Raw genomic sequence first — 23224 nt, 5'->3', positions numbered from 1 at the left:
TTGCGGTACGTCCGCAGCTCGTCAACGTGGAGGTGTCCGAGTTGTCCACCGACTCCAACCGGGGTGTTTTCGACGATGCTCGGGTCGCCGCCACGTACGTGGAATTCATGGGACCCACCGACGGATTTCTCGATCGCGGTGAGGCCGCAGCCTTGGTCGCCGCCGCAGACCTGGCCCGCGGGGTTCCGGTGCTGGACGTGGGTGTGGGGAGCGGCCGCACCACACCGCTGCTGCGATTGCTGTCCGAGCGTTACGTGGCAATCGACTACGCCCCCAACATGATCGACGCTTTCCGGAAGAATTTTCCCGATCTTCCGGCGCACGTCGCCGACGCTCGTGACCTGGCGGCGTTCGAGGACGGTGAGTTCGGCTTGGTCGTCTTCAGCAACAACGGACTCGATACCGTGACCCACGAGCAACGCCGCCGCGTACTGGCCGAATTCGCGCGGGTGACCGACGAGACAGGCGTCGTGGTCTTCTCGACGCTCAATCGAGGTGGCCGGTCGTATCTGGAGAGCCCGTTTCAGTTACGGCGACCGACGACTCGGCCACAGTTCTCGCTGCGAGCACTTCTCGTCGCCGTCGGACGTCGTCTGCTCGATCCGTCTGCGCAGGTGCGCGGTGTGCGGAACTGGCTCGTCAATCGGTCGAAAGCCGAGGATCACCGATCGTGGGCTCTGGCCCCGTTGCAAGCCCACGAATTCGCACTCGTCATGCACTTCTCGACCCTCGACGACGTCCGCACTCTGGTGGCCGGCGCGGGCCTCGAACTGATCGCCGTCTACGGCGACGACGGCGAACGCATCGCGCCGGACCGACACGAGTCCTCGGCCGACAACCTCACCGTCCTCGCGAAAAAACCTGCGCTGAAACGAAATTGACCGCGAGATACTGAGCTCGGAAGCGCCGAGGTCACAGTCTTTCCAGCGCGGCGGTCATCTTTTCCACGGTCTCCGGAGCGACCTTCGCCTCGAAGCCCGCCTTCAGGAACGGGCCCGCAACCTTTGCCGCACCGTTGAATTCGACGTGCGCGTGGTAGTCGATCCGGGTCGACCCGGGGCCCTCGGCTGTCAGCGTGATGTCGTCGACGCTGGTTGCCGTCTTGTTCTTTCCCTCGAGCACGACGTGATCGGGCTCGTCGGTGACCAACGTATACGTCAGTTCGGTGGTGACTCCGAACAACTTCGAGACGTTGTGCCACTGCGTTCCGACGGCCACCGGGCCGTCGGAGACCTGGGTGCAGCTCTCGGTTCCCGGATCCCACGCCGACGCATTGGAGAAGTCGCGCAGGAATGCCGCGGCCTTGTCGAGCGCGACAGCGGCGGTGAAGGTTCGGGTGACGTCGACCATGAGGTTCTCTCTTTCGATGGATCAGTTCTCGACGGTGACGCCGAGGTGTTCTGCGAGACGGCGCATCGTGCCGACGATCTGTTCTTCGGTCACCCTCGGAAAGCCGGCCATCTTTCGAAACTCCGGATCGGTGACGCGGGACCAGTCGTAGACCTGCGTCAGCGCTGTCCTGTCGTGGGCGACCTCCTCGAGTTCCCAGGACCACCGCGTGCCACGGGGTTCCATGCCCTGGCGATTGGGAATCCAACCGATGCGTCGGTCCTGCTCGAACACGAAGACGGTGTTCTCCATGACGTACTCGCCCAGTTCCGGTTGATACATATCCATCGCGAAGGTGTCGCCCACCGCGTTCAGCGGCGTCGGATCGATCGCGCCGCGGAGCATTTCCGAGCCGTCGACCGCGGCCTGGACCTCGGGATTGGCGAGCGCGGTGAAGACGGAGGCGGGAGGAGCGTCGATCACGCGGCGGACGGTCAGTTCGTGGGTCATGGGGCCACGCTTTCCGGTTGATTACGCTGGCTACGCAGTTACCCCCGTCTGCGGGGAAGGAAACTCCTGCCTTCCGACGGTTTTGCATTGCAGTGGACACAGCGACGAAACACCACCGCCACGAGGCATTCGTACAGTCGCCGAGTCGGACTCCGCACACACCAGGTGCGGAGCGCACCTTGCCAAGGGGTAGCCATGAGTGGAAATACCGTCCGCCTGCAGGCGATCAAAGACGTCGAGGCGTACGTGCCGCCTGCGGTCAGCTTCGTCGGAGACGAGAAGCCGGGCGAGATATTCGGTGAGAACGTCTTCAGCAAGGTCGTCATGCAGAAGCGACTGCCCAAGTCGGTCTTCAAGTCGGTGATGGCCACGATCGACAAGGGCAAGAAGCTCGACCCCATGGTGGCCGACGCGGTGGCGTCGGCGATGAAGGACTGGGCTCTGGAGAAGGGCGCAACGCACTACGCGCACGTCTTCTACCCGCTCACGGGGTTGACGGCCGAGAAGCACGACAGCTTCTTCGATCCCGTCGGTGACGGCAGTGCGCTCGCCGAATTCGCAGGCAAGACGCTGATTCAGGGCGAGCCCGACGCGTCGAGCTTCCCCAACGGCGGCCTGCGCAACACGTTCGAGGCACGCGGATACACAGGCTGGGACGTCACCAGCCCGGCGTACGTCCTCGAGAACCCGAACGGTAACACCCTGTGTATCCCGACGGTGTTCGTCTCGATGACCGGTGAGGCCCTCGACCACAAGACGCCGCTGTTGCGTTCGCAGCAGGCGATGGGCGGACATGCCGAGCGCATCCTGAAGCTGTTCGGACACGAGAACATCGAGAACATCGTCTCGTTCTGTGGCCCGGAGCAGGAGTACTTCCTCGTCGACCGGCACTTCTTCCTGGCCCGTCCCGACCTGCTCAATGCAGGTCGCACCCTGTTCGGCTCGAAGCCGCCCAAGGGTCAGGAATTCGACGACCACTACTTCGGTGCAATCCCCGAGCGCGTGCTCGGCTTCATGATGGACACCGAGCGTGAGCTGTTCAAGCTCGGCATTCCTGCCAAGACCAGGCACAACGAGGTAGCACCCGGACAGTTCGAGATCGCGCCGATGTTCGAGCGCGGCAACATCGCGGCCGATCACCAGCAACTGTTGATGACGACGTTCAAGACCATTGCCAAGAAGCACGGCATGGAGTGCCTGTTCCACGAGAAGCCCTTCGAGGGCGTCAACGGCTCCGGCAAGCACGTCAATTTCTCCCTCGGCAACTCCGACCTGGGATCGCTGCTGGTGCCCGGCGACAACCCCCACGACAACGCGCAGTTCCTCGTCTTCTGTGCCGCCGTCATCCGCGCGGTGCACAAGTACGGCGGTCTGCTGCGCGCATCGGTGGCGTCGGCGACCAACGATCACCGCCTCGGTGCCAACGAGGCTCCGCCCGCGATCATCTCGATCTTCCTCGGCGATCAGCTCGCCGACGTGTTCGACCAGATCGCCAAGGGCGCAGCCACATCCTCGAAAGGCAAGGGCACCATGATGATCGGTGCCGACACCCTGCCCGTACTGCCGACCGATCCCGGCGACCGCAACCGAACCAGCCCGTTCGCCTTCACCGGCAACAGGTTCGAGTTCCGCGCCCCCGGTTCGATGCAGACCGTCAACGGCCCGATGGTCACGATCAACACGATCATGGCCGAGGCGCTCGACTACATGGCGACCAACCTCGAAGCGGCCGTCGCCGACGGCACCGATTTCGACACCGCCGTGCAGAATCTGCTGACCGAGATCATCACCGAACACGGCGCGGTGGTGTTCAACGGCGACGGCTACTCCGACAACTGGCAGATCGAGGCCGAGGCACGCGGCCTACCGAACCTGCGTACGACGCTCGACGCGTTGCCGGAGTTGATTTCCGAGTCGGCGATGGAACTGTTCGAGAAGTACAAGGTGTTCAACCACCGAGAGATGCACTCGCGCTACGAAATCGGGCTCGAGCAGTACGCGTTGACGGTGTTCGTCGAAGCGCGGTTGACGCTGGAAATGGGTCAGACATCGATCCTTCCCGCTGCACTGCGCTACCAGACGGAATTGGCGCAGAACGTCAGTGCGCTCAAGGGCGCGGGCGTCGACGACGTGGACATGACTGCGCTGCACGCAGTCTCGGCTCCACTGTCGGAGCTGCGCGCAGCGTTGGCGACATTGAAGACCGCCCTCGAAGCGAATCCGGGCGGCGACGCTCTGGCCGAGGCCACCCACGCCAAGGACGAACTGTTGCCTGCGATGGCGGCTGTCCGTTCTGCGGCCGACACCCTCGAGGCAATGGTGGCCGACGATCTCTGGCCGCTGCCGACGTACCAGGAGATGCTGTACATCCTGTGAGTGAGCAATGTCTCGGATCGGAATAGCTTCATGGATCTCGGTCGTTCGAGTGATCAGTGGCAAGGACTGTGCACGCACTCGTAAGGAGATAGAGAACCATGAAGTTGTTTTCCCCGTTGACGCTCGGTGACCTGAAGCTCGACAACCGGTTGGTGATGGCTCCGCTGACGCGGGTGCGCTCAGGACGTGACGGAGTGCCGGGTCCGCTGGTGGTCGAGCACTACAAGCAGCGGGCGTCCCTCGGTCTCATCGTCAGTGAAGGCACCTACCCGAGCCATGCGGGCCAGGGCTTCCCCGGTCAGCCCGGTCTGGTGACCGACGAGCAGATCGAGGGGTGGCGCAATGTGGCCGACGCAGTGCATGCCGACGGCGGGCTGATCTTCGCTCAGGTGATGCATGCCGGGCGCGTGACCCACGAGGCGACGACGGGTGGCCGTGAGGTCGTCGGCCCCAGTGCCATCGCCATCGACGGCGAGACTCACACGTACGAGGGAAAGAAGGCGTACCCCACCCCGCGTGCACTGCGGGAGGACGAACTGCCCTCGGTGATTGCCGATTTCGTACAGGCCTCGAAGAATGCGGTCGCTGCCGGTATGGACGGCGTCGAGGTTCACGGTGCCAACGGTTACCTGTTGCACGAGTTCCTTTCGCCCGCCTCGAACCAGCGTGACGACAAGTACGGCGGTTCGCCGGAGAACCGGGCGCGGTTCGTGGCCGAGGTGGTCGAGGCCGTGGCCGCGGCACTCGGAGCCGGCAAGGTCGGCATCCGCATTTCGCCCGAGCACAACATTCAGGATGCGCTCGAGACGGACTCCGACGACGTGCGTGCCACCTACCGCGCGCTGGTCGAGCGGCTCGCGCCGTTGGGTCTGGCGTACCTCAGTGTGCTGCACAAGGATCCGTCGGGCGAGCTGGTACAGGATCTGCGGCAGGCGTTCGGTGGTGCCGTGCTCGTCAACAGCGGCTTCGGTGAGATCACCACTCGCGACGAAGCGCTGTCGCTGCTCGACGACAACGTCGGCGACGCCGTCGTGGTCGGACGTCCGGCAATCGCGAACCCCGATCTCGCGTACCGCTGGCGTGAGGATCTGCCGCTGAACGAGCCGGACCAGAGCACGTTCTACACCGACGGTGCCAAGGGCTACACGGATTACCCGGCTCTGCAGCACTGAGTGCTTCGCAGTGGTGTGGTTATGCGCCTGCGGGCGCGCAGGAGTGGAGCCTGCGGAACGACCCGAGAACAGAGCCACACCACTGCGCGGGGCGTACTCAGAAGTCGGCGGTCTTGCGGGCGCGGATCTTGCTGACGATCGAGAACACCACGGCGATGATCATCAATGCGTAGAGCACTATGGTGATGCCGCTACTGACCAGAATCGACGGGTCGCCCTCGCTGACGGCCAGTGCGCGGCGAAGTGATTCCTCGGCGAGTGGGCCGAGGATCACGGCGATCAACACCGGTGCGAGCGGAATGTCGTAGCGCCGCATCATGAATCCGACGATGCCGAGCCCGAGCATGAAGATCAGATCCACGATCGACGCACTGGACGCATAGACGCCGAGGGCGGCGAACACCGAGATACCCGCGTACAGGTAGTTCTTCGGGATCTTCAGCAGCTGCGCCCACAACGGTGCGAACGGCAGGTTGAGGATCAGCAGCACGATCATGGCCACGAACAGGCTCGCCAGTAGGGCCCAGACGATGTCGCCGCTGCGCTCGAACAACAGCGGTCCGGGCTGCATGCCGTACTGCTGGAATGCAGCCAACATGATGGCCGCTGTCGCCGACGTCGGCAGCCCCAGCGCCAGTAGCGCTCCCATTGCCGTTCCGGCTGTGGAGTTTCCAGCGGCCTCCGGTCCGGCGACACCGCGAATGGCACCCTTGCCGAACATCGGCTTCTCGCGCTTGCGGTCGAGCCTGCGCTCGGTGCCGTACGCGAGGAAACTCGGCACCTCCGCACCTCCGGCAGGAATGACACCGAACGGCACGCCGAATGCCGTGCCTCGCAGCCAGGCCGGCAGTGCGTCGCGGAACTCGGCCCTGCTCAGCCAGGGGCGGCCCTGCGATTTGATCAACGACCGGTCCTCGGGACGACCGATCTTCGAAGCGATGTGGATGACCTCGCCGAGCGCGAGCATCGCGACGGTGATGACGACGATGTGAATGCCGTCGAACAAGGCAGGTACTTCGAAGGTGAATCGTGAAGCGCCCGACGGACCGTCGATGCCGATCACGGCCAGGGTGAGACCGATCAGCAGTGCGGTCAATCCCTTGAGAGCGGAGTCGGAGACCACCGCGGAGGTAGCGATGAAGGCGAACACTGCCAGCGCGAGGTACTCGGCCGGACCGAAGTTGGTCGCCAACGATGCGAGCGTCGGGGCGAAGAACACCACCAGGGTCGTCGCGACGATTCCGCCGATGAACGCGCCGATGGCCGAGGTGGCCAAAGCTTGTGGGGCTCTGCCGTTCTTGGCCATCCGGTGGCCCTCGAACGTTCCGGCGATGGCGGTGCTGTTGCCGGGGGTGTTCATCAGGATGCCGGAGATGGAATCGCCGAACAGGCCGCCGAAGTAGACACCCGCGAACATGATCAGCGCCGCGGTGGGGTCGAGAGTGAACGTGACCGGCAGCAGAAGCGCCACCGCCATGGCAGAACCGAGTCCGGGTAGCACGCCCACGGCGGTGCCGAGCAGTGCGCCCACGAACACCCACACCAGGTTCATCGGAGTCAGCGCAGTGCCGAACCCGTCGAGAAGATTGCTCAATGAATCCATCGAAAATTCAGCTCCGTCAGAAGATCTGGGCGAGAACGCCGCCGGGCAAGGTCAGGCCGAGGCCCGCGGAGAATGCGATCTGGACGGCGCTCGAGACCAGCAGCGCGACGGCCGCGTCGAACACGTAACGGCGACCACCCAATCCGACCGAGACACCCCAGAAGAGGATGGCACCGGCGAGAACCCAGCCGAGCGGGTCGAGGAGAGCGATGAACACTGCCACCGATCCGACGGTGATCGACAGGGTTCGCCAGTTGCTCACGGTGCCGGTGTGCGGCACGCCGTCGTCGTCGACGCCGCGATCGATGACGTCGGGCTTGACCATGAGTTGGATGGTGACCAACACGGCGACCACGAAGCAACCGCCGGCGACGATGGCCGGAAAGACCTGCGGGCCAGGGGAGGTGGCGGTGGGAGGCACATCCATCGTGATGGTCCCGTAGACCAGGAATGCGCCCAGTGCGACGAGCAGTGCCGGAACGATCAGGCCGCTACGGCCCGTCCAGAAGGAGCGGGAGGTTGCGGTGTCGGGAGTCGTCGTTGTCATACCAGCCCCAGCTCTTCCAGAATTCCGGTGATACGTGCCTGCTCGACCTCGAGGAATTCCCCGAATTCGTCTCCTGTGACGACCGATTCCTTCCAGCGGTTTCGTTCGACGGCCGTCGCCCACTGCTCGGTCTCGACCATCTCGGTGACGATGTCGACGAGCGTCTGCCGGTCCTCGTCCGAAATCCCGGGCGGTGCAACGATTCCGCGCCAGTTCACGAGGTCGACGTTGTAGCCCTGTTCGATGAACGTGTCCACGTCGAATCCTTCGAGCGGCTCGGGCGCGGCCACGGCGAGGGCACGCACGTTGCCGGCTTCGATCTGGTCCCGGAAGTCGTTGAATCCACTGACCGCGACGCCGACGGTGTTGGACAGCAGCGACGTGAGTACCTCACCGCCGCCGGAGTAGGCGATGTAATTGATTGCGGCTGGATCGATGTCGGCTTCCTGGGCCAATTGGCCCGCCACGATGTGGTCGATGCCGCCGAGCGACCCGCCGCCGATCGGCAGGCCACCGGGGTTCGCTCGCCAGGCCTCGATCATGTCCTCGAGATTCTGGATCGGCGAGTCCTTCGGGACGACGAACACCTCGAAGTCCTCGGCGAGCTTGGCGATCGGCACGGTGTCGGCCAAGGTGGTGTCGGAGTTGTTGATCGCGATGCCGCCGAGCATGACGGTGCCGGTGATCATCACCGTGGTGGGCTGACCGCTGAGGTTCTCGAGTTGGCTCAGGCCGATGGTGCCGCCGGCCCCTGGAACGTTGACCACCTGCGCGTTGTTGACGATGCCGTCGCTGCGCAGCGCCTGCTGCGACTCGCGCGCGACCAAGTCCCAGCCGCCGCCGGCGGCAGCAGGTGCTATCAGTGTCAATTTGGCTCGGGCATCGGAGCCGCTGGCACTGCGAGCGGCGTCGATCCCGGCGACGGTGACTGCTCCCACCACCACCAGGGCTCCGGCCGTTCGTAGCAGGGTGGGCGATATCGCCATCAGAGACCTTTCGTGTGGTGTGTCACAGCGTCAGGTTAGATACAGTTTGTCTGATTAGTCCAGTTCACAACATCGAGGTCGATCTTCGGTGGATTCGAGCAACGGGAGAGACCGTGTCATTAGCGAGCGCAGTGGCAGTAGCGATGAGCAACACCCCCGAGGGCCAGGAAGCGTTGCGACGCGGTGCCGCGGAGGCAGAGCTGCGTCGGACCGAGCTGATCGTATTGTCCGTGGTGGACCGCGATTCCGTATCGGCGGAAGACCGTAGCGCGGCGCAGGCCGAGGTGGAGCGGACTCTCCCCGGAACTGCGACGACCGTGCGCGTCGAACCGGACGGCGGAGACCCGGCCGGCGCACTGGTCGATCTCGTCGCAGACGTCGGTGCGGGGATGCTCGTCATCGGGTCCAAGCGCAGATCGGCGGTCGGCAAATTCCTGATGGGCAGCACGGTGCAGCGCGTTCTGTTGGACAGCCCGGTCCCCGTCCTCGTCGTGAAAGCGCCGTGACCCGGTAGTATCGGACAAATCTCCCACCACTCGACCTCGAGGAATCATGGACAGCGATAAACCCGGGCCGGACACGGCTCCCCGCACTACAGCTACTACGTGCGAGGCGGTGTCCGGCGAATGAGCGTTCTGCTCACTCTTCTGCTCGGCCTGCTCGTCGTTTTTCTCATCACCGTCGCAACCGGTTACTTCGTTGCGCAGGAATTCGCTTACATGACCGTCGACCGGTCCCGGCTCAAGGCGCGTGCCGAGGCCGGCGACGCCGTCGCAGCTCGCACGCTGACCGTCACCAAGCGGACCTCGTTCATGCTCTCGGGTGCACAGCTGGGTATCACGGTCACCGGCCTGCTTGTCGGCTACGTCGCCGAACCGCTGATCGGGCAGTCGTTCGGAGCGATACTGGGCGGCGTCGGTGTTCCGACAGCAGTCGGTGTCGGCCTCGGTGCCGTTCTGGCGATCACGTTCGCGACGTTCGTACAGATGCTCTTCGGTGAACTGTTTCCGAAGAACTTCGCCATCGCCCGCCCCGAGCCGGTGGCCCGCTGGCTGTCGTTGTCGACGACCGTCTACCTCAAGCTCTTCGGTTGGCTGATCACCATTTTCGACCAGTCGTCGAACCTGTTGCTCAAAGCGCTGAAGATCGAGCCCGTGCACGATGTGGAACATTCGGCCAGCCCACGCGACCTCGAGCACATCGTGTCGGACTCGCGGGAGACCGGGGATCTGCCCGACGAGCTGTCGACGCTGCTCGATCGCATTCTCGACTTCCCCACGCGCAACGTCGAACACGCCATGATCCCGCGTTCACGTGCGGCGACGGTCCGCGACACCGACACCCTCGGTGAGGTGAAAACACTGATGGGCCAAGAACATTCTCGATACCCCGTGCTCGACGAGGACGACGGAATCGTGGGTGTGGTGCATCTGCACGACGTGTTGGCCTCCACCGCGCCGGATTCGACCCCCATCGCAGACCTCACCCGCGATGCGCTGATCCTTCCCGAGATGCAGAGCCTGCCCGACGCGATGCGCGAGCTGCGGGCGACACGGAACCAATTGGCCTGTGTCATCGACGAATACGGTGGTCTCACCGGAGTGATCACCATCGAGGACCTGGCCGAAGAGCTCGTCGGCGAGATCACCGACGAGCACGACGACGGCGTACTCGACCCGAGCCCGGTCAGCGCCGACGACGGCAGCTGGACGATGGCAGGGGAGGTGCACGTCGACGAGGTCGAGCGCGCCATCGGCGTCGACCTCCCCGACGGTGACTACGAGACCATCGCGGGATTCGCCATCGCCCATCATGGTTCGCTACCCGATATCGGGACCCGAATCGAGGTCGATCTGCCGCCGGACAACGCGGACCTCGCCAACGACGACGAGACGCCGATTCGATTCGTCACGATCGAGGTGCAGGAGATCGACAGTCACGTGCCGTCACTACTGACCCTCACCATCGACGAGCGGACAACCGAGCACGACGAGAATTCGGCCGAGTCCGATACTGCAGGAGCGCACCGATGAGCAACCTCTGGGTCTTTCTGGCCGTCACCATCGGTCTGATCGCTGCGAGCGCCTTCTTCGTTGCCGTGGAGTTCGCACTTCTTGCGGCCAAACGGCATCGCCTCGAGGATGCTGCCCCCAACTCGCGGGCGGCGCGGGCTGCTCTGCGCAGCTCCTCGGAACTGACGGTGCTACTCGCCGGATCGCAGCTCGGGATCACCGTCTGCACCCTCGCGCTCGGCGCGACCACCAAGCCGGCCGTGCACTACTGGCTCACGCCGCTGTTCGAGAGCATCGGCCTGCCCTACTGGTTCGCGGACGTCCTCGGCTTCGTCCTGGCCCTGATCATCGTCACGTTCCTGCACTTGGTCGTCGGCGAGATGGCTCCTAAGTCCTGGGCCATCGCACATCCCGAGAAGTCGGCAACGATGCTCGCAATCCCCATGCGCGCGTTCATGTTTCTCACGCGTCCGGTGCTGACGGCCCTGAACAACATGGCGAACTGGTGCCTACGCAAGGTGGGCGTCGAGCCGGCCGACACCGTCGGCACCGGGCAGAACGCAGACGACCTGCGTCAGCTCGTCGAGCACTCGGTCAACGTGGGAGCCCTGGACGCGAGTTACCAGGCACAGATATCCGGGGCATTGGAATTGCAGGATCTGACCGTCGGTGACCTGGTGGCCGGAAGTGGCGCGCCGACGTCGGTACCGTCATCAGCGTCGATCGACGACGTGCGGGAGGCGTCTCGGATCAGCGGCCATCTGCGCATCCTCGTCAGTGACGACGACGTAGTGAAAGGTGTTGTGCACGTGAGGGATACGTTGACCGAGCCGGAGTATCTCGCCGAGATCACCCGCCCGGCCTACACGCTGGATCGGACGACACCGGTCTACGTCGCCCTGCAGTCGATGCGCGAGACCAGACATCATCTGGCGCTGGTCGTCGAACCGTCGGCCGAGGCGGGTGACAGTGCGCGCACTATCGGCGTTGTCACCCTGTCGGATGTGTTGACGCGGCTGCTGCCCGAGCCTGTCTGATCTTCGGTCACCCCATACGAATCATCCCCGCCCGGCCTACACGGCCGAGCGGGGATTTTTCGTGAGCACCGGGTCCGAATGTCAGATCGGGGCGATGACCAGAAGGTGTGCCCAATACGACGCGACATCGTGGCCGAGTTGGGGGAGCAGAACGTCGTAGAGCAGGTAGGACATCATTGCCGTCGAACTCCTTGTTCAGCGGGCCGTCACCGGCTCGCGTACCGAGACTGTAGTCAGTGAGACTGTAGATCAACCACGGCCCGGCGGCATTGATATGGCCTGCGCAAGTCGTGTTTCACCCCGACGGCGACGGGCATCAGCCGATGCAGCCCTGCAGGGTGGTGAAGCTTCCGGCGAAGCCGGCACCGTTGCAGACGGCACCCTCGGGGGTGAGGGTGATCGTCGAGCCCGGCGCAGCCACGGCGATCGACAGTCCGAGGCCGGCCGCGGTGTTCTGTGCGATGGCACCGGGACCGAAGGCGATCGCAGCAGGCGCACCGCCGAAGCCGGCATTGCTGACGGCAGTTCCGCCGTTGAGACCGAGGGCCAGTGCCGCCGCGTTGTTCATCGCCTCCGCCGAGCCCCATCCCTCGAGGCCGACTCCTGCTGCGGCACTTGCGCCGTCTGCGGAGCTGTCGCACTGTGAACCTCCGACGAGCGCGGCGACGTCGGCCCCTCCGGGTGCCGTGGTGCAGGCGACCGGTGCGGCCGAGGCCGTGCCGGGCACCAGGGCCGCGAAGGTACAGGCGAATCCGAATGCTGCCGCTCCGCCGAGAATTCTCTTGGTGTGGAACATGGTCGATGCCTCCAAGATTTGGCGCAGGCACCGGGCGTGCCGCGCTCCTGCGGTTGCCGGATCGACATGCTCGTGCGCCCCGACGACCTTCCTCGAGTGTTACCCCGTAGCGACGCGCTCAGAGATCCGCATGGTCACGAGTGCATCTCGGTATGATCACAGCGCGGTAAACGGCGTTCCCTCACCCTCGGTGCTTACGATGGCTCCATGATCGGACGTATCGACGAGGTCGTAATCGACTGCACAGAACCGGCTGTGCTGGCCCGATTCTGGGCGGGTGTGCTCGGTGGTCAGCCTGTCGTGCGCGACGACTCGTGGCATTTCGTCGATGTTCCCGGGTTCACCCGGATGGCGTTCCAGCGAGTGCCCGAGGGCAAGTCCGGCAAGAATCGGCTACATCTCGACGTGGACGTTCCCAGCATCGACGTTGCCGTCGAGCAGGCAGTCGGTCTGGGTGCGACGGCGGTGGGGGACCGGCACACCACTGCGGCCGGGTCGTTCCAGGTGCTACTCGACCCCGAGGGCAACGAATGGTGTCTGGTGACGCCCCTCGGCTGACTAGCGGGCGTCGTGCTCGGCGCGCGCTTCGAGTACGGCAGGCATCGAGCCCTCGATCAGTTCGATGAGGTCGGTCAACCGTGATCCGACCGCACGTCCGAGCGGGGTGAGGCTGTATTCGACCTTGGGCGGGATGGTCTCGAGCACGGTGCGCACGATGAGGCCGTCGCGTTCGAGGGTCTGCAGCGTCTGTGCCAACATTCGCTCGCTGACGCCGTCGACGCGTCGGCGCAGGGCATTGAATCGGTAGTCGCTCTCGGTGAGGGCCGCCAGGACGAGCACTCCCCACCTACTCGTCGCGTTCTGCAGCGTCTGCCGTGACCCGCATTCCCGTGCGAAGACGGATGCTTCGAGAGATTCGACGGCCTCGGACATTTCTCCATGTTAGCGCAGGCCGTACCGGCAGCGCTATATTTTGATGTTGCACTGCACGAAAAGTAAGTGCATGATGTAACGGAACTTGACACTTCAACCTTGGGAGCGTTTTCCATGACCACAGCCATCACCGGAGCGACAGGCAATCTCGGCGGGCTCGTCGTCGCCGCACTCATCGATCGCGGCGTCGCGCCTGCCGACATCGTCGCCGTCGTACGCAACGCCGACAAGGCGGCCGCACTCGCCGAGCGCGGTGTGGTGGTACGGGTGGCCGACTACAGCGACACCGACGCCCTGACGTCTGCGTTCGCGGGTGTCGAGAAGGTGCTGTTGATCTCGGGATCGGAGGTCGGCCAGCGAATTGCTCAGCACAACAACGTCATCGACGCCGCCGAGGCAGCCGGAGTGGGCCTCGTTGCGTACACGAGCGTGCTCGCTGCCGACACCTCCGGCATCAGCCTTGCGCCGGAGCACAAGGCCACCGAAGAGCGATTGACGGCCTCTCCGATTCCCGCTGTGTTTCTGCGTAACGGCTGGTACTGGGAGAACTACCTGGGCTCGCTCGGCCAGGCCATCGACGGCGGAGTGTGGCTTGGTGCAGGCGGGAACGGCAAGATCGCCGCTGCCTCACGTGCCGATTACGCCGCCGCTGCCGCGGCTGTGCTGACCCTCGAGAACCAGGGCGAGAAGATCTACGAACTCGGCGGGGACGAGCGCCTGACCTATGCCGAACTCGCGGACGTTCTCGCCGGCATCTCCGGGAAGCCGGTCGTCTACAAGGACGTCACCGAGTCGGAGTACGCCTCGATTCTGCAGGGCGCAGGACTGCCCGATTTCGTGGCGACCATGCTGGCGAGCGCGGATGCCGGTATCTCCCGCGGGGAACTCGACACCGATTCCGGTGACCTGAAGGCATTGATCGGCCGCGCGTCCACCCCGGTCGCCGAGGTGTTCCGCTCCGCAATCTGACGGGATACACGGGGCCCCGTATGCCACTTGTAGCGTGGGCCCCGTGAAACTCACCTCGACTCGCACCCTGTTCCTGGCCGCCACCACCTCACTCGTCCTGTTGACGGGTGCATGCAGTTCCGACTCGGATTCTGGGACGTTGCAGACGACGTCCTCGGCGACGTCCTCCACCGATGCGACGGCTTCGAGTAGCTGCCCCACGGGCACACCCGACCCGTCGGCCACCCCGGAGTGGACACTGGCAGGCGACACCGGCAGCATCGCCGTCACCGGATCGACGGATACAGCGGCACCGGCCGTCGACGTCGAAGCCCCGTTCAGCGTCGCCGAGACGCAGGTGAGAACGCTGAAGGCCGGGGACGGCCCGATCGTCGCCGACGACGCGAACGTGTCCGTCTGCTACCTGGGCGTCAACGGACGCGACGGATCGACGTTCGACAGCAGTTTCGAGCGCGGCGCCCCGGTCGAGTTCCCACTGACCGGCGTGGTGGCGGGCTTCCAGAAAGCCATCGCCGGACAGACCGTCGGCTCGACCGTCGCCGTAGCGGTGACGTCGGCCGACGGTTACGCGACCGGCAATCCGGCAGCCGGAATCGAGCAGGGCGACAGCCTGATCTTCGCTATCTCGATCCTGTCCGCGAGCTGAGTGCCTCCGGCAGTGGCGTGGTTATAAGCCCTCTGGGGGCTGTTGCATTTTGTGTGAGCGGTAGTTCGACGTTGTAAAGGGGTGGCTCGGGTTCGATGCCCGGGTCACCTCTTTTTCGGCCCTGGGGTGCTCATTCAGGCCAGCGCTACGGTGTGTGTTGCGGTCAGGTGGGTGAGAATCTTGCCGATGTTGTGCACCGCGGCGTGGAAGGACCACTCACTCGTCGCCCGGTCGACGCCGCGGCTGGTGAATCGCCGGAATCCGAGGTTGTGTTTGGCATGTCCGAACGGTGTCTCGGCGATGTGAGACCGTTTGCGGTACGTTGCGATTCCCTCCGGGGTGGCTAATCGTTCGGCCATCCTGGTAATCGAATTACCCTGTGGTGGTGCAGGATCCGATACCGGCGTAGCTACGGCCGCGGCAGCGGCGGCTTCGAGTGTCCGCGATTTCCCGGTGGCGATCAACCGGTCCGGGCCCGGTGCGTCGAGGTTCTCGATCGAACAATAGCCGGCGTCGAAGAGCATGATTCCGATCGACGGCGACTCGGCCTCGGCCGGTGCATGGTCGGCGATCACTGCCGCCGCAGCGACCGCTTTGTCGACCATCTGCTCGTAGTAGGTGACATCGGAGGGGCTGGTGCCGACGCCGGTGGCGATGATGATGCCGTCCTCGGCGGTGAATGCTTGGCAGTTGTAGCCCTGCACCCAGCCACCACCTCGCAGCGGCTGCATCCGAGAATCCGGATCGGTGATGTTGCGCCGCACCACCGTTGGCGTTGTCTGCTCACGGGCGGCGGACTGGGCGAGGGCTGCGGCGACCGATGCGCGTGCGGCGATCACGCGGTGATGATCCTCGACCGGAACCGGAACCTTGCCTTTCGGTTTCCCGCCGCGACGCGCAGCGGCGTCGGCTCGCTGCCGATACCGCGCCTCGGTGGCCTCATGGCGTGCAATTTCCCGTGCAAGACGCCGGTGAGCAGCAGCTACCTGCGCGGCAAGCGGTACCCGACCCGCCGGGGACGCTCCCGCGTCGAGACGCTCGAGGTGGCCCTCGGCGGCTGACTTCGCGGCCTTCTCGCGGGCATCGTCTTCGGCTTCGATCTGCGCCAACGCTTCAGCGATCCGCTTCGATCGCGTGGTCGGATCGGCCAACTCGGCCGGAACCCGACCCGGGCCCGGGTCGTCTTCGCCGTAGAGTTCGTCCTCGGCAGCATCGACGTCGGCATGCGCCGCGGCCGCGGCGGCGGCGATCTCGCGCGCCCGGGCCTGAGCAGCGTTCGCTGCCTCGGCTTCGGCGGCGGCGCGCAATCCGTCCGCGCTGCGGTTGGCTCCGATGGAGGCGTTCGAGGCGATCTTGACCCCGTCGAGAGCGATGGTCCCCAACGACCCCAAACCGACCCGCGCTGCCAACGTCAGCACCTGCGCGAACAGCGACTCGCAGGTTGCATGGTTGTCTTTACGGAACCTGGAGATCGTGGCGTGATCGGGGGCATCGCCGGCGCAGATGACCCGGTAGGACACCACATCGGTGCATGCGGATTCGATCTGACGTGAAGACCGCATCCCTTTCGACCAGGCCCAGATCAGCAGCGTGAGCAGCATGTCCGGGTCGTATCCGGCGCGCCCGACCCCACCGGTGCGCCGGCCGGCATGAAAGACAGAGGTGTCCAGATGCGTGTCGACGATGTCGATCAGCATCCATACCGGATGCTCCGCCGGTAACCATTCGCGCATGTCCGGTGGAATCAGAAACTGTTGATCACGATCAACCGGTCGATAACCCTTCGCCACCAACACATTGTCCCGCACCACCGACAATGGGGTGCCTCGACACTCGAGACACCCCACCATCAAAATGCAACAGCCCCTCTGCGGCACATAACCACGCCACTGCGGCTCCGCCGCACTACACGGTCGAGAGCTGCTGAATCGTCGTCGCGCCGCCCGGGGTGGGCGTCGTGGTGATGAAGTTGGAGTCGTAACCCAGCGATTCGACGACGCTGCGGATCTCGCGGAACTGCTCGACGCTGACGTCGGGCGTGCGCTTGAGCACGAATCCGGACGTGCGGTTGGGGCTTCCGACGAAAGCCCACGAGTAGTCGTCTGCGATGTAGGCCACGATGTAGTTGGTCGGCCCCTCCTGGCTCTCCTGCGTGGGGACGCCTGGGAAGCTCACGTGCAGTTGGGCTTTGGTGGCGGTGTCGTTGACCCGAGCATTGCCGACGATGCGATTCTCGCCGCCGGTCCAGGTGGTGCAGGTGTTCTCGACGCGAATGTTGAATTCGTCGATCATCTGGTAGTTCGCCTGCGTGTCACGGGCGCAGATCAGGTTGAACGGCTGCGGCACCGCGGCAACCTGGTTCCAGGTGCCCAGGTACCGTTCGACATCGAGTGACGGGATCGGAGCCAGTGGATCGAGACCGACCGACCCCAAAGGGCCGACCGGTTGCGCTTGCGCCGGGGCCGCGCCGAGCAGGGCACCTGCTGCGACTGCTCCTGCAATTGCGGTGCGGCTCAACATCGTACGTACCTTCATGAATTTCGCTCCTTGGTTGCGGTCGTCTCGTTGTCGATCGTGCTCGGCCACCAAATCCCCGGGCCGATGAGGGTGAACAGGGCGGGAATCACGACGGTGCGTACCACGAAGGTGTCGAGCAGAATGCCGAGACCGACGATGATTCCCAACTGGGTGAGGGTGATCAGCGGTAGGACGCCGAGGACGCAGAACACTGCTGCCAGAACGATTCCCGCGCTGGTGATGACGCCGCCGGTGGCCGAGACCGCCCGCACGATCGCAGATCTGGTGCCGTGTCGAGCCGTCTCCTCCCGGGTCCGCGTGACCAGGAAGATGGTGTAGTCGACGCCGAGGGCGACGAGAAACAGGAACGCGAACAGGGGAGTGTTGTCGTCGAGCGCGGGAAAGCCGAAGACGTGCAGGCTCACCCAGCTACCGATACCGATGGCGGCCACGGCACTCAGGACCGTGGTGGCGACGAGAATCAACGGTGCGACGACAGCGCGAAGAAGTATCAACAGCACGAGCAGGACGACCGCCAGGATCGCCGGGATCACCACGAGCCGATCGCGGGCGGCAGCGTCGGTGGTGTCGAGTGCTTTGGCGTCGCTGCCGCCGACTCGTGCGTCGTCGACACCCGCAAGGGCGGACCGAAGGTTCTCGACGACGGTGAACGATTCGTCGGAGGCGGGGGCCGCGTCGGTGACCACCGACAACCGGGTCAGTCCGGTATCGGAATCAGCGACCCGATCCACCGAGACGACGCCGTCGACGTCCCGGACGGTGGCGACGACGCCGTCGATATCCGAGGTGGGTGCGAGAACCGTGATCGGGTCGGCGGATCCGGCCGGGAAGTGTTGCGAGAGAGTGTCGAATCCTTCGACGGATTCGGCGGTCACCCGGAATTGCTCGGTTTGTGACAGCCCGATCTGTGTGCCGACCAGGGCCGCGCAGCAGGCGAGCAATATGGCGATGGTGATGGACGCGGTCGCCACCGGACGACGTGCGACACCGGCGGCCACCGAATGCCAGACGCCCTCGGTGGTGGTATCGCGATCGGACGGCTTGGGGACGAAGGGCCAGAACAACTTCGGGCCGCACAGTGCCAACAACGGAGGCAGTACGAACAGCACGAACACCGATGCGACGACGAGGCCGGCCGCGGCCAGCGCTCCCAAGCTGCGAGTGCTGGGGAGGATGGCCAGCAACAGAGTCAGCAGTGCGAGGACAACGGTGGCATTGCTGGCGAGGATGGCCGGTCCCGCGTTCCGGACGGCGTGGCGCAACGCGAGCCGGTGATCGGACTCGCGGCGGAGTTCCTCGCGGTAACGAGAGATCAGCAGCAGGGCGTAATTGGTGCCTGCGCCGAAGACGAGCACGCTGGTGATCCCCGAGGTCGAGCCGTCGAACGACAGCCCGGTCGCCTCGGCGAGGGCCGTACCGACGGTGGAGGCGAACCGATCGGCGAAACCGATGACGGCAAGCGGAACCAACCACAGAATGGGCGATCTATAAGTGGCGATGAGGAGCACTGCCACCACGAGTGCGGTGACGGCGAGCAACGTGAAATTGGCCCCGGAGAACGAGTTGGCGATGTCTGCTCCGAATGCCGGCCCGCCGGTGACCTGGGCGTTGAGATCGGACGGTAGGCCGTCCGTCGCCGCGGATCGGAGGCTTGTGATCAGATCGTTCAGGGTGAAGCCGGACAGTTCCGAGTTCACCTGAACGAACGCGATTGCGGCCTTCCCGTCCGGTGCGACGATCGGAGGGGGTCCAGGTTCGTCGCTCACCGACCGGTCGACGGTGAGCAGCCTGGCCTGCGCAGCAGCGGCTGCCTCGATATCGGCCGGGGTCAGGTCACCGCCATCGACGCGGCTCAGAACGAGGATCACCGGTGCGGTGTCGGAGTCCGGGAACTGAGAGAGCAGCTCGTCCACCTGGTAGGACTCGGCGGAGGTCGGCAGAGAGTTCGGTGACTGACCAGCAGAATCGTTGCTACCGACAAGCCCGATCACGGCAATCGAGAGAATCAGAATGGCGAGGGCGAGCGCCCACGATCGACGATGCGTCACGGCCGCGGCGATGCGGTCCCAGGCTGCGGTGGTCTCGGTACGGGTGCTGTCCACGAAGAAACAATCTCATTTACTTAGATATTAAGCAACTGAATCTCTTGCGGGCAGTAGTCTGACCATGACCGCAGCGAAGGAGTTACCACCGCCATGACCGACCGAAACCACCTCGAATCCGCGATATCGGCGGACCTTCGGGCGCTGTCATCGGTGTCGGAACAGATCGGTCAGGTATTCGGTGCGTTGCACAGCTTGCGGCCCAACGACTTTCGCGCTCTGCTGCATGTGATGGTCGCCGACGTCGAGGGCGCGCCCCTCACCGCGGGTGAGCTCGGCACGATGCTCGGCCTGTCGTCCGCGGCGATGACGTATCTGGTGGAGCGGATGATCGCGTCCGGTCATATTCGACGCGAATCCGACGCGTCGGACCGACGTAAAGTCATCCTCCGCTACGACGAGCACGGTATGGAGGTTGCTCGCGGGTTCTTCGGACCACTGGGAGCGCGCACCAGCACTGCGCTTGCGGACCTACCGGATTCGGATCTCGACGCTGCCCACCGAGTGTTCGAAGCGCTCATCGGAGCCATGCGCGAGCATCACGCCGACCTGGGAAACAGCACCCGCTCGTAGCCCGCGTTCGCATCGGGATGTTCGAACCGCTGGTGGGGGCCCGCATTGTGCCAATGCTGGACTCCGAGCGTGCCGGTGCCGTAGGGTTGGCCGTGGTTGAGCTAACAGCCGGTCACGGGGAAACGCAGCGAAGTGTGCGCCCGGGTCAGGCGAAGAATTCTGCTCCCGTTGCGTAGATCGGTTTCCCCTTCAGTTCGACCGATCGATGGGATCTGCCATGAGTGTTGAATCACGAGGCAACAAAGTTCGAACCACTTCGGTGAGCGTCGCGGAGAAGTCCGTGTCCGTTGCAGCAACCGGAGCCATCTTCACAGCGCACGACGGCACCGACGGCTCACTCGTCGTCGCCGTCCACGGCGACATCGACATGCTCAGCGCGCCGATGTTCTCCGATTTCGTCTGCAGTCGCGTGTCCAGCAAACGGCATCTGACTCTCAACCTGTCCAATGTCGAGTTCTTCGGCATCGCCGGACTCACCGTCTTCGATGCAGTTCGTGAATACACGGCTGGCATCGGTGCTTCGTGGTCGATCGTGGCAAGCCGATCGGTGACCCGCCTGCTGCAGGTTGCCGACCTCGAGTCGACGATTCCGACCTCCCGACCGACGACCGACCAGTAGAACTGGCGGCGACATCGCCGCGACAAGAGTTGGGCAGCTCCTGCACTGGGGCTGCCCACTGTCGTTTGCCGTCCCCCCGCACAACGATCGGGCGGTCCCGCGAATCACTGGGACCGCCCGATTGTCGTGTGAAGCACAAGGTCTAGTCCTTGGTGCCTTCCGAGTCGCTGAAGAATGCCCAGTCGCCGTCGTGCTCGACTTCGAGGCGCCAGCCCAACTCCTCGTTGTCGGCGCGGCTGTCCTTGAACCAGGCATGCGCGTCCTCGGAACTGGTGATGTCCTTGGTGGCGACGACGGTTCCGTGCGGGTCGATAACTCTGTAATTTGCCATGCGGTGAGGGTGCCCCGATGTTGCGCAACCTAACCCAGCCGCATCACCGGCACCGGCCGCTACGAGAAGCGGAAGCCAGCGCCGCGCACTCAGGATAGAGCTGGGCAGAAGGCCGGGCTGTGTTGGAGGGCCGGGCTGGGTAGTAAGGCCGGGTTGTGTAGGAGGGCCGGGTTGTGTGGGAGGCGAGGCTGTGTTGAAGGCAGAGCTGTGCCGTGATGGTGGTGTGGGGCGTCATGCGGGTTGTCGTGGTTCTTCGTCGCCGGTGTCGCGGGTGTCGTGGGTGTTGTCGTTGTGGTGGTCGGGTGGGTAGAGGACTTCCTCGGGGTGGTGTGCGTGGTTGATCAGCCCACGGCGTGTGGGGTCCATTCCGGTCGGTGGGTGCCACAGGGTGCGGCCCGGATAGCGATGTCGTGCTGTGGTTTTGGTGGTGGCCCACTTTCCGGGTCCGGTGCCGACGTGTGCGTGGTGCATGTCGCATCCGAAGGTGAGGGAGTCGATGTCGGTGGGTCCGCCCTCGACCCAGTCGTCGAGGTGGTGGGCTTGGCACCAGGTTGCGGGGCGGGTGCAGGAGGGGAAGCTGCAGCCGCGGTCGCGGGCGATGAGGACGATGCGTTGGTCGGCGGAGGCGATGCGTTTGGATCGTCCGAGGTAGAGGGCTCTGCCGTTGTCGTCGAAGATGGTGAGGTAGTGGTGGGCGTGCGAGGCCATGCGGATGGCGTCGCGGATCGAGACGCGGGATCCGGTGGCGGTCATGGCGTAGCCGCAACCTGATTCGAGGTCTTTCGAACTCATGGTGACGATGGCGGTGACGGGCAGCCCGCGGTGGGTGCCGAGGGTGCCGGAGGCGAGGGTGTGCCGGAGTGCCATCTTCAGGGCATCATGACGGCGTTCGTTCTGGGTGCGTACATCTCGCGCGGCGGCAGCGTCGCGAGCAGCGGTGTCCGATGCGTCGGCGTCGGCGTGGCCGCCGGGTTCAGCAGTGCTGTCGGAGCCGGCATCGTCGTTGGTGTCGTTGGTGTCGGGCGTGCTGTGTGGCGTTGTGCCGCAACCACAATCGTTGCTGTCGGTGCAGTCACCCTCACCGCGGTCGTCGCCACTGCGGTCGTCGTCACTGCGGTCGTCGTGACCGTAGAAGTTGGCACCGTTGTCGTCGGTCCCATCCCACAGGTATTCGTCATGCGATCGAGCATCGCTGGATCCTGCCTCGTCGGGCATCGGCCCGGGCTTTGGCGTAGCCGTACTGCCGTCCTCGCCGTCGTCCCTGTCCCCGCCGCCGTCCCCGCCGCCGTCCTCGTCGCCGGTGGTCTCATCCTCGTGGACGATCGATGTCGGGTCGGCAGGATTGTTCACCCCCGGTTTCGCGGCTTTCGAGAACAGGGCTTCGAGGTAGGCCCGTAGTTCGGAGTCGACGCAGAACGTCCCCTCGGACATACCGTCGGAACCCTGCTCACCGAGGTAGAAGAACGCATCCCGTTTCCGTGGCCTCGGCTTCGCGTTCTTGTCCTCGTCTTCGTCCTCGTCGAAGTCGCCGTCGGGGTCGAGGATCGAATCCAGGTGCGCCACCAACGGAGCGAAGTCGTCGGGCCGCCTCGTCGAGGCGAGACCCACCAACTGCTGTTCGGCGCGCTCCCGTGTCTGCGGATCCACACTCGACGGTAGGTGCCGGAAGAATTCGCGGATCATCTGCACGTGCTTGGCATCGAGCAATCCCGCCCGTACCGCTGCAGCGGTGTGCGGCAACAAAGGCGGTAGCGGTTCGCCGGCCAGTGCGGTGCGGTCGCCCAATTCGGCAGCCAGACGTACTCGCGCCCCGGCCGCGCGTGGGGTGATTCGCAGCATCCATGCCACCGAGCACGGCACCGAACCCGGATAGACGTCGAGGCCGTGTTGTGAGATCAGCTCGTTGAGCCAGGTGTGCGAGTAGGCGGTCACCGATCTGGTGAGCTCTTCCATGCGTTGGATCACCGCACGCCGGTCGGCGTTCGACCACGACACCGACGCCTGCCCCGCCAACTCGGCAACCGCCGACTCCACCGCCTCGACCAACCCCGCCAAGACAGGGTCGGACACGACGGGGGCAGGCGGCACCGTGTCGATGCCGTCCACCCCTGATCCGCCGTCCCCCGAAAGCATGAACAGAATCTA

General features: G+C 64.7%; 23 protein-coding genes. 11 read left to right on the top strand and 12 right to left on the bottom strand.

The genetic code is table 11. The features are described from left to right. Window positions 1-41: 41 nt before the first annotated feature. A complete protein-coding gene (locus VF34_RS23635) occupies window positions 42-881 on the top strand; it encodes a class I SAM-dependent methyltransferase (protein WP_032375084.1) in 840 nt (279 codons plus the stop codon). 31 nt (window positions 882-912) lie between these two features. Here VF34_RS23635 and VF34_RS23630 read toward each other — a convergent pair whose 3' ends face one another. Both VF34_RS23630 and VF34_RS23625 read right to left on the bottom strand, forming a co-directional pair. Then, window positions 913-1350, bottom strand: a complete 438-nt coding sequence (locus VF34_RS23630) for an SRPBCC family protein (protein WP_027495758.1) — start codon at window positions 1348-1350, stop codon at window positions 913-915. 21 nt (window positions 1351-1371) lie between these two features. Next, window positions 1372-1839 (bottom strand): SRPBCC family protein, encoded by a 468-nt coding sequence (locus VF34_RS23625; protein ID WP_032374844.1) that lies wholly within the window; start codon window positions 1837-1839, stop codon window positions 1372-1374. Window positions 1840-2034: 195 nt separating this feature from the next. On the opposite strand from VF34_RS23625, the gene VF34_RS23620 reads away from it, so the two are divergent. Together VF34_RS23620 and VF34_RS23615 are read left to right on the top strand one after the other, a co-directional pair. Next, the gene (locus tag VF34_RS23620; RefSeq protein ID WP_027495760.1) at window positions 2035-4215 is read left to right on the top strand and encodes a glutamine synthetase III family protein; all 2181 of its coding nucleotides are present in this window, start codon (window positions 2035-2037) and stop codon (window positions 4213-4215) included. A 98-nt stretch (window positions 4216-4313) separates the two neighbouring features. Continuing rightward, window positions 4314-5387 (top strand): alkene reductase, encoded by a 1074-nt coding sequence (locus VF34_RS23615; protein ID WP_027495761.1) that lies wholly within the window; start codon window positions 4314-4316, stop codon window positions 5385-5387. Between the two features lie 97 nt (window positions 5388-5484). Here VF34_RS23615 and VF34_RS23610 read toward each other — a convergent pair whose 3' ends face one another. From VF34_RS23610 to VF34_RS23600, 3 genes are read right to left on the bottom strand one after another with little or no spacing between them, the layout of a single operon-like run. Beyond that, window positions 5485-6990, bottom strand: coding sequence for a tripartite tricarboxylate transporter permease (locus VF34_RS23610; RefSeq protein WP_032374843.1), 1506 nt, complete (start codon window positions 6988-6990; stop codon window positions 5485-5487). 16 nt (window positions 6991-7006) lie between these two features. Continuing rightward, window positions 7007-7537: a tripartite tricarboxylate transporter TctB family protein gene (locus tag VF34_RS23605; RefSeq protein WP_027495763.1), complete on the bottom strand. Its 531-nt coding sequence runs from the start codon at window positions 7535-7537 to the stop codon at window positions 7007-7009. Next, complete coding sequence (locus tag VF34_RS23600; protein ID WP_032374842.1) at window positions 7534-8523, bottom strand: Bug family tripartite tricarboxylate transporter substrate binding protein; 990 nt, start codon at window positions 8521-8523, stop codon at window positions 7534-7536. Before VF34_RS23600 ends, VF34_RS23605 begins: the two co-directional genes overlap by 4 nt. A gap of 113 nt (window positions 8524-8636) precedes the next feature. On the opposite strand from VF34_RS23600, the gene VF34_RS23595 reads away from it, so the two are divergent. The 3 genes from VF34_RS23595 to VF34_RS23585 all read left to right on the top strand — a co-directional run bounded on the left by VF34_RS23595 (window position 8637) and on the right by VF34_RS23585 (window position 11572). Beyond that, window positions 8637-9029, top strand: a complete 393-nt coding sequence (locus VF34_RS23595) for a universal stress protein (protein ID WP_027495765.1) — start codon at window positions 8637-8639, stop codon at window positions 9027-9029. A gap of 120 nt (window positions 9030-9149) precedes the next feature. Further along, window positions 9150-10556 (top strand): hemolysin family protein, encoded by a 1407-nt coding sequence (locus VF34_RS23590; protein ID WP_032366789.1) that lies wholly within the window; start codon window positions 9150-9152, stop codon window positions 10554-10556. Further along, a complete protein-coding gene (locus VF34_RS23585) occupies window positions 10553-11572 on the top strand; it encodes a hemolysin family protein (protein WP_032374841.1) in 1020 nt (339 codons plus the stop codon). The genes VF34_RS23590 and VF34_RS23585 overlap by 4 nt, the downstream gene beginning before the upstream one ends. A gap of 316 nt (window positions 11573-11888) precedes the next feature. Here VF34_RS23585 and VF34_RS23580 read toward each other — a convergent pair whose 3' ends face one another. Next, window positions 11889-12368 carry a DUF6764 family protein gene (locus VF34_RS23580; RefSeq protein WP_032366787.1) on the bottom strand — a complete coding sequence of 160 codons (480 nt, stop codon included), beginning with the start codon at window positions 12366-12368 and terminating at the stop codon, window positions 11889-11891. A 207-nt stretch (window positions 12369-12575) separates the two neighbouring features. On the opposite strand from VF34_RS23580, the gene VF34_RS23575 reads away from it, so the two are divergent. Continuing rightward, window positions 12576-12926 carry a VOC family protein gene (locus VF34_RS23575; RefSeq protein ID WP_032374840.1) on the top strand — a complete coding sequence of 117 codons (351 nt, stop codon included), beginning with the start codon at window positions 12576-12578 and terminating at the stop codon, window positions 12924-12926. Here VF34_RS23575 and VF34_RS23570 read toward each other — a convergent pair whose 3' ends face one another. Next, complete coding sequence (locus VF34_RS23570) at window positions 12927-13301, bottom strand: winged helix-turn-helix transcriptional regulator (protein ID WP_032374839.1); 375 nt, start codon at window positions 13299-13301, stop codon at window positions 12927-12929. It lies immediately after the preceding gene. Window positions 13302-13415: 114 nt separating this feature from the next. Here VF34_RS23570 and VF34_RS23565 point away from each other — a divergent pair, with 114 nt between their 5' ends. Together VF34_RS23565 and VF34_RS23560 are read left to right on the top strand one after the other, a co-directional pair. Next, a complete protein-coding gene (locus tag VF34_RS23565; RefSeq protein ID WP_032374838.1) occupies window positions 13416-14270 on the top strand; it encodes an SDR family oxidoreductase in 855 nt (284 codons plus the stop codon). A gap of 34 nt (window positions 14271-14304) precedes the next feature. After that, a complete protein-coding gene (locus VF34_RS23560) occupies window positions 14305-14916 on the top strand; it encodes an FKBP-type peptidyl-prolyl cis-trans isomerase (protein ID WP_080733368.1) in 612 nt (203 codons plus the stop codon). 134 nt (window positions 14917-15050) lie between these two features. Here VF34_RS23560 and VF34_RS23555 read toward each other — a convergent pair whose 3' ends face one another. The 3 genes from VF34_RS23555 to VF34_RS23545 form a co-directional block, all read right to left on the bottom strand. Continuing rightward, window positions 15051-16712, bottom strand: coding sequence for a transposase (locus VF34_RS23555; RefSeq protein WP_426376107.1), 1662 nt, complete (start codon window positions 16710-16712; stop codon window positions 15051-15053). A 109-nt stretch (window positions 16713-16821) separates the two neighbouring features. Further along, window positions 16822-17451: a lipocalin family protein gene (locus tag VF34_RS23550; RefSeq protein WP_080733367.1), complete on the bottom strand. Its 630-nt coding sequence runs from the start codon at window positions 17449-17451 to the stop codon at window positions 16822-16824. After that, the gene (locus VF34_RS23545) at window positions 17448-19502 is read right to left on the bottom strand and encodes an MMPL family transporter (RefSeq protein ID WP_230595388.1); all 2055 of its coding nucleotides are present in this window, start codon (window positions 19500-19502) and stop codon (window positions 17448-17450) included. The genes VF34_RS23550 and VF34_RS23545 overlap by 4 nt, the downstream gene beginning before the upstream one ends. A 147-nt stretch (window positions 19503-19649) precedes the next feature. Here VF34_RS23545 and VF34_RS23540 point away from each other — a divergent pair, with 147 nt between their 5' ends. Continuing rightward, window positions 19650-20129 carry a MarR family winged helix-turn-helix transcriptional regulator gene (locus VF34_RS23540; RefSeq protein ID WP_032374837.1) on the top strand — a complete coding sequence of 160 codons (480 nt, stop codon included), beginning with the start codon at window positions 19650-19652 and terminating at the stop codon, window positions 20127-20129. A 280-nt stretch (window positions 20130-20409) separates the two neighbouring features. Further along, a complete protein-coding gene (locus VF34_RS23535; protein WP_231578265.1) occupies window positions 20410-20748 on the top strand; it encodes an STAS domain-containing protein in 339 nt (112 codons plus the stop codon). A 142-nt stretch (window positions 20749-20890) separates the two neighbouring features. Here the strand turns inward: VF34_RS23535 and VF34_RS23530 are convergent, their stop codons facing one another. Both VF34_RS23530 and VF34_RS24425 read right to left on the bottom strand, forming a co-directional pair. Next, a complete protein-coding gene (locus VF34_RS23530; protein ID WP_027495777.1) occupies window positions 20891-21079 on the bottom strand; it encodes a hypothetical protein in 189 nt (62 codons plus the stop codon). 231 nt (window positions 21080-21310) lie between these two features. Beyond that, entirely contained in the window at window positions 21311-23212 is a 1902-nt protein-coding gene (locus tag VF34_RS24425; protein WP_082079237.1) for an HNH endonuclease signature motif containing protein, read from the bottom strand. Window positions 23213-23224: the final 12 nt, after the last annotated feature.

The organism is Rhodococcus sp. PML026 (assembly GCF_000963615.1).
GTDB classification, from domain to species: Bacteria; Actinomycetota; Actinomycetes; order Mycobacteriales; family Mycobacteriaceae; genus Rhodococcoides; species Rhodococcoides fascians.
This window is presented reverse-complemented; position numbering and strand designations above follow the sequence as displayed.

Coding starts and splice junctions, on each gene's coding strand:
- VF34_RS23630 (WP_027495758.1), bottom strand. CDS start 1,350: ATGGTCGACGTCACCCGAACCTTCACCGCCGCTGTCGCGCTCGACAAG.
- VF34_RS23625 (WP_032374844.1), bottom strand. CDS start 1,839: ATGACCCACGAACTGACCGTCCGCCGCGTGATCGACGCTCCTCCCGCC.
- VF34_RS23620 (WP_027495760.1), top strand. CDS start 2,035: ATGAGTGGAAATACCGTCCGCCTGCAGGCGATCAAAGACGTCGAGGCG.
- VF34_RS23615 (WP_027495761.1), top strand. CDS start 4,314: ATGAAGTTGTTTTCCCCGTTGACGCTCGGTGACCTGAAGCTCGACAAC.
- VF34_RS23610 (WP_032374843.1), bottom strand. CDS start 6,990: ATGGATTCATTGAGCAATCTTCTCGACGGGTTCGGCACTGCGCTGACT.
- VF34_RS23605 (WP_027495763.1), bottom strand. CDS start 7,537: ATGACAACGACGACTCCCGACACCGCAACCTCCCGCTCCTTCTGGACG.
- VF34_RS23600 (WP_032374842.1), bottom strand. CDS start 8,523: ATGGCGATATCGCCCACCCTGCTACGAACGGCCGGAGCCCTGGTGGTG.
- VF34_RS23590 (WP_032366789.1), top strand. CDS start 9,150: ATGAGCGTTCTGCTCACTCTTCTGCTCGGCCTGCTCGTCGTTTTTCTC.
- VF34_RS23585 (WP_032374841.1), top strand. CDS start 10,553: ATGAGCAACCTCTGGGTCTTTCTGGCCGTCACCATCGGTCTGATCGCT.
- VF34_RS23580 (WP_032366787.1), bottom strand. CDS start 12,368: ATGTTCCACACCAAGAGAATTCTCGGCGGAGCGGCAGCATTCGGATTC.
- VF34_RS23575 (WP_032374840.1), top strand. CDS start 12,576: ATGATCGGACGTATCGACGAGGTCGTAATCGACTGCACAGAACCGGCT.
- VF34_RS23570 (WP_032374839.1), bottom strand. CDS start 13,301: ATGTCCGAGGCCGTCGAATCTCTCGAAGCATCCGTCTTCGCACGGGAA.
- VF34_RS23565 (WP_032374838.1), top strand. CDS start 13,416: ATGACCACAGCCATCACCGGAGCGACAGGCAATCTCGGCGGGCTCGTC.
- VF34_RS23550 (WP_080733367.1), bottom strand. CDS start 17,451: ATGAAGGTACGTACGATGTTGAGCCGCACCGCAATTGCAGGAGCAGTC.
- VF34_RS23540 (WP_032374837.1), top strand. CDS start 19,650: ATGACCGACCGAAACCACCTCGAATCCGCGATATCGGCGGACCTTCGG.
- VF34_RS23530 (WP_027495777.1), bottom strand. CDS start 21,079: ATGGCAAATTACAGAGTTATCGACCCGCACGGAACCGTCGTCGCCACC.
- VF34_RS24425 (WP_082079237.1), bottom strand. CDS start 23,212: ATGCTTTCGGGGGACGGCGGATCAGGGGTGGACGGCATCGACACGGTG.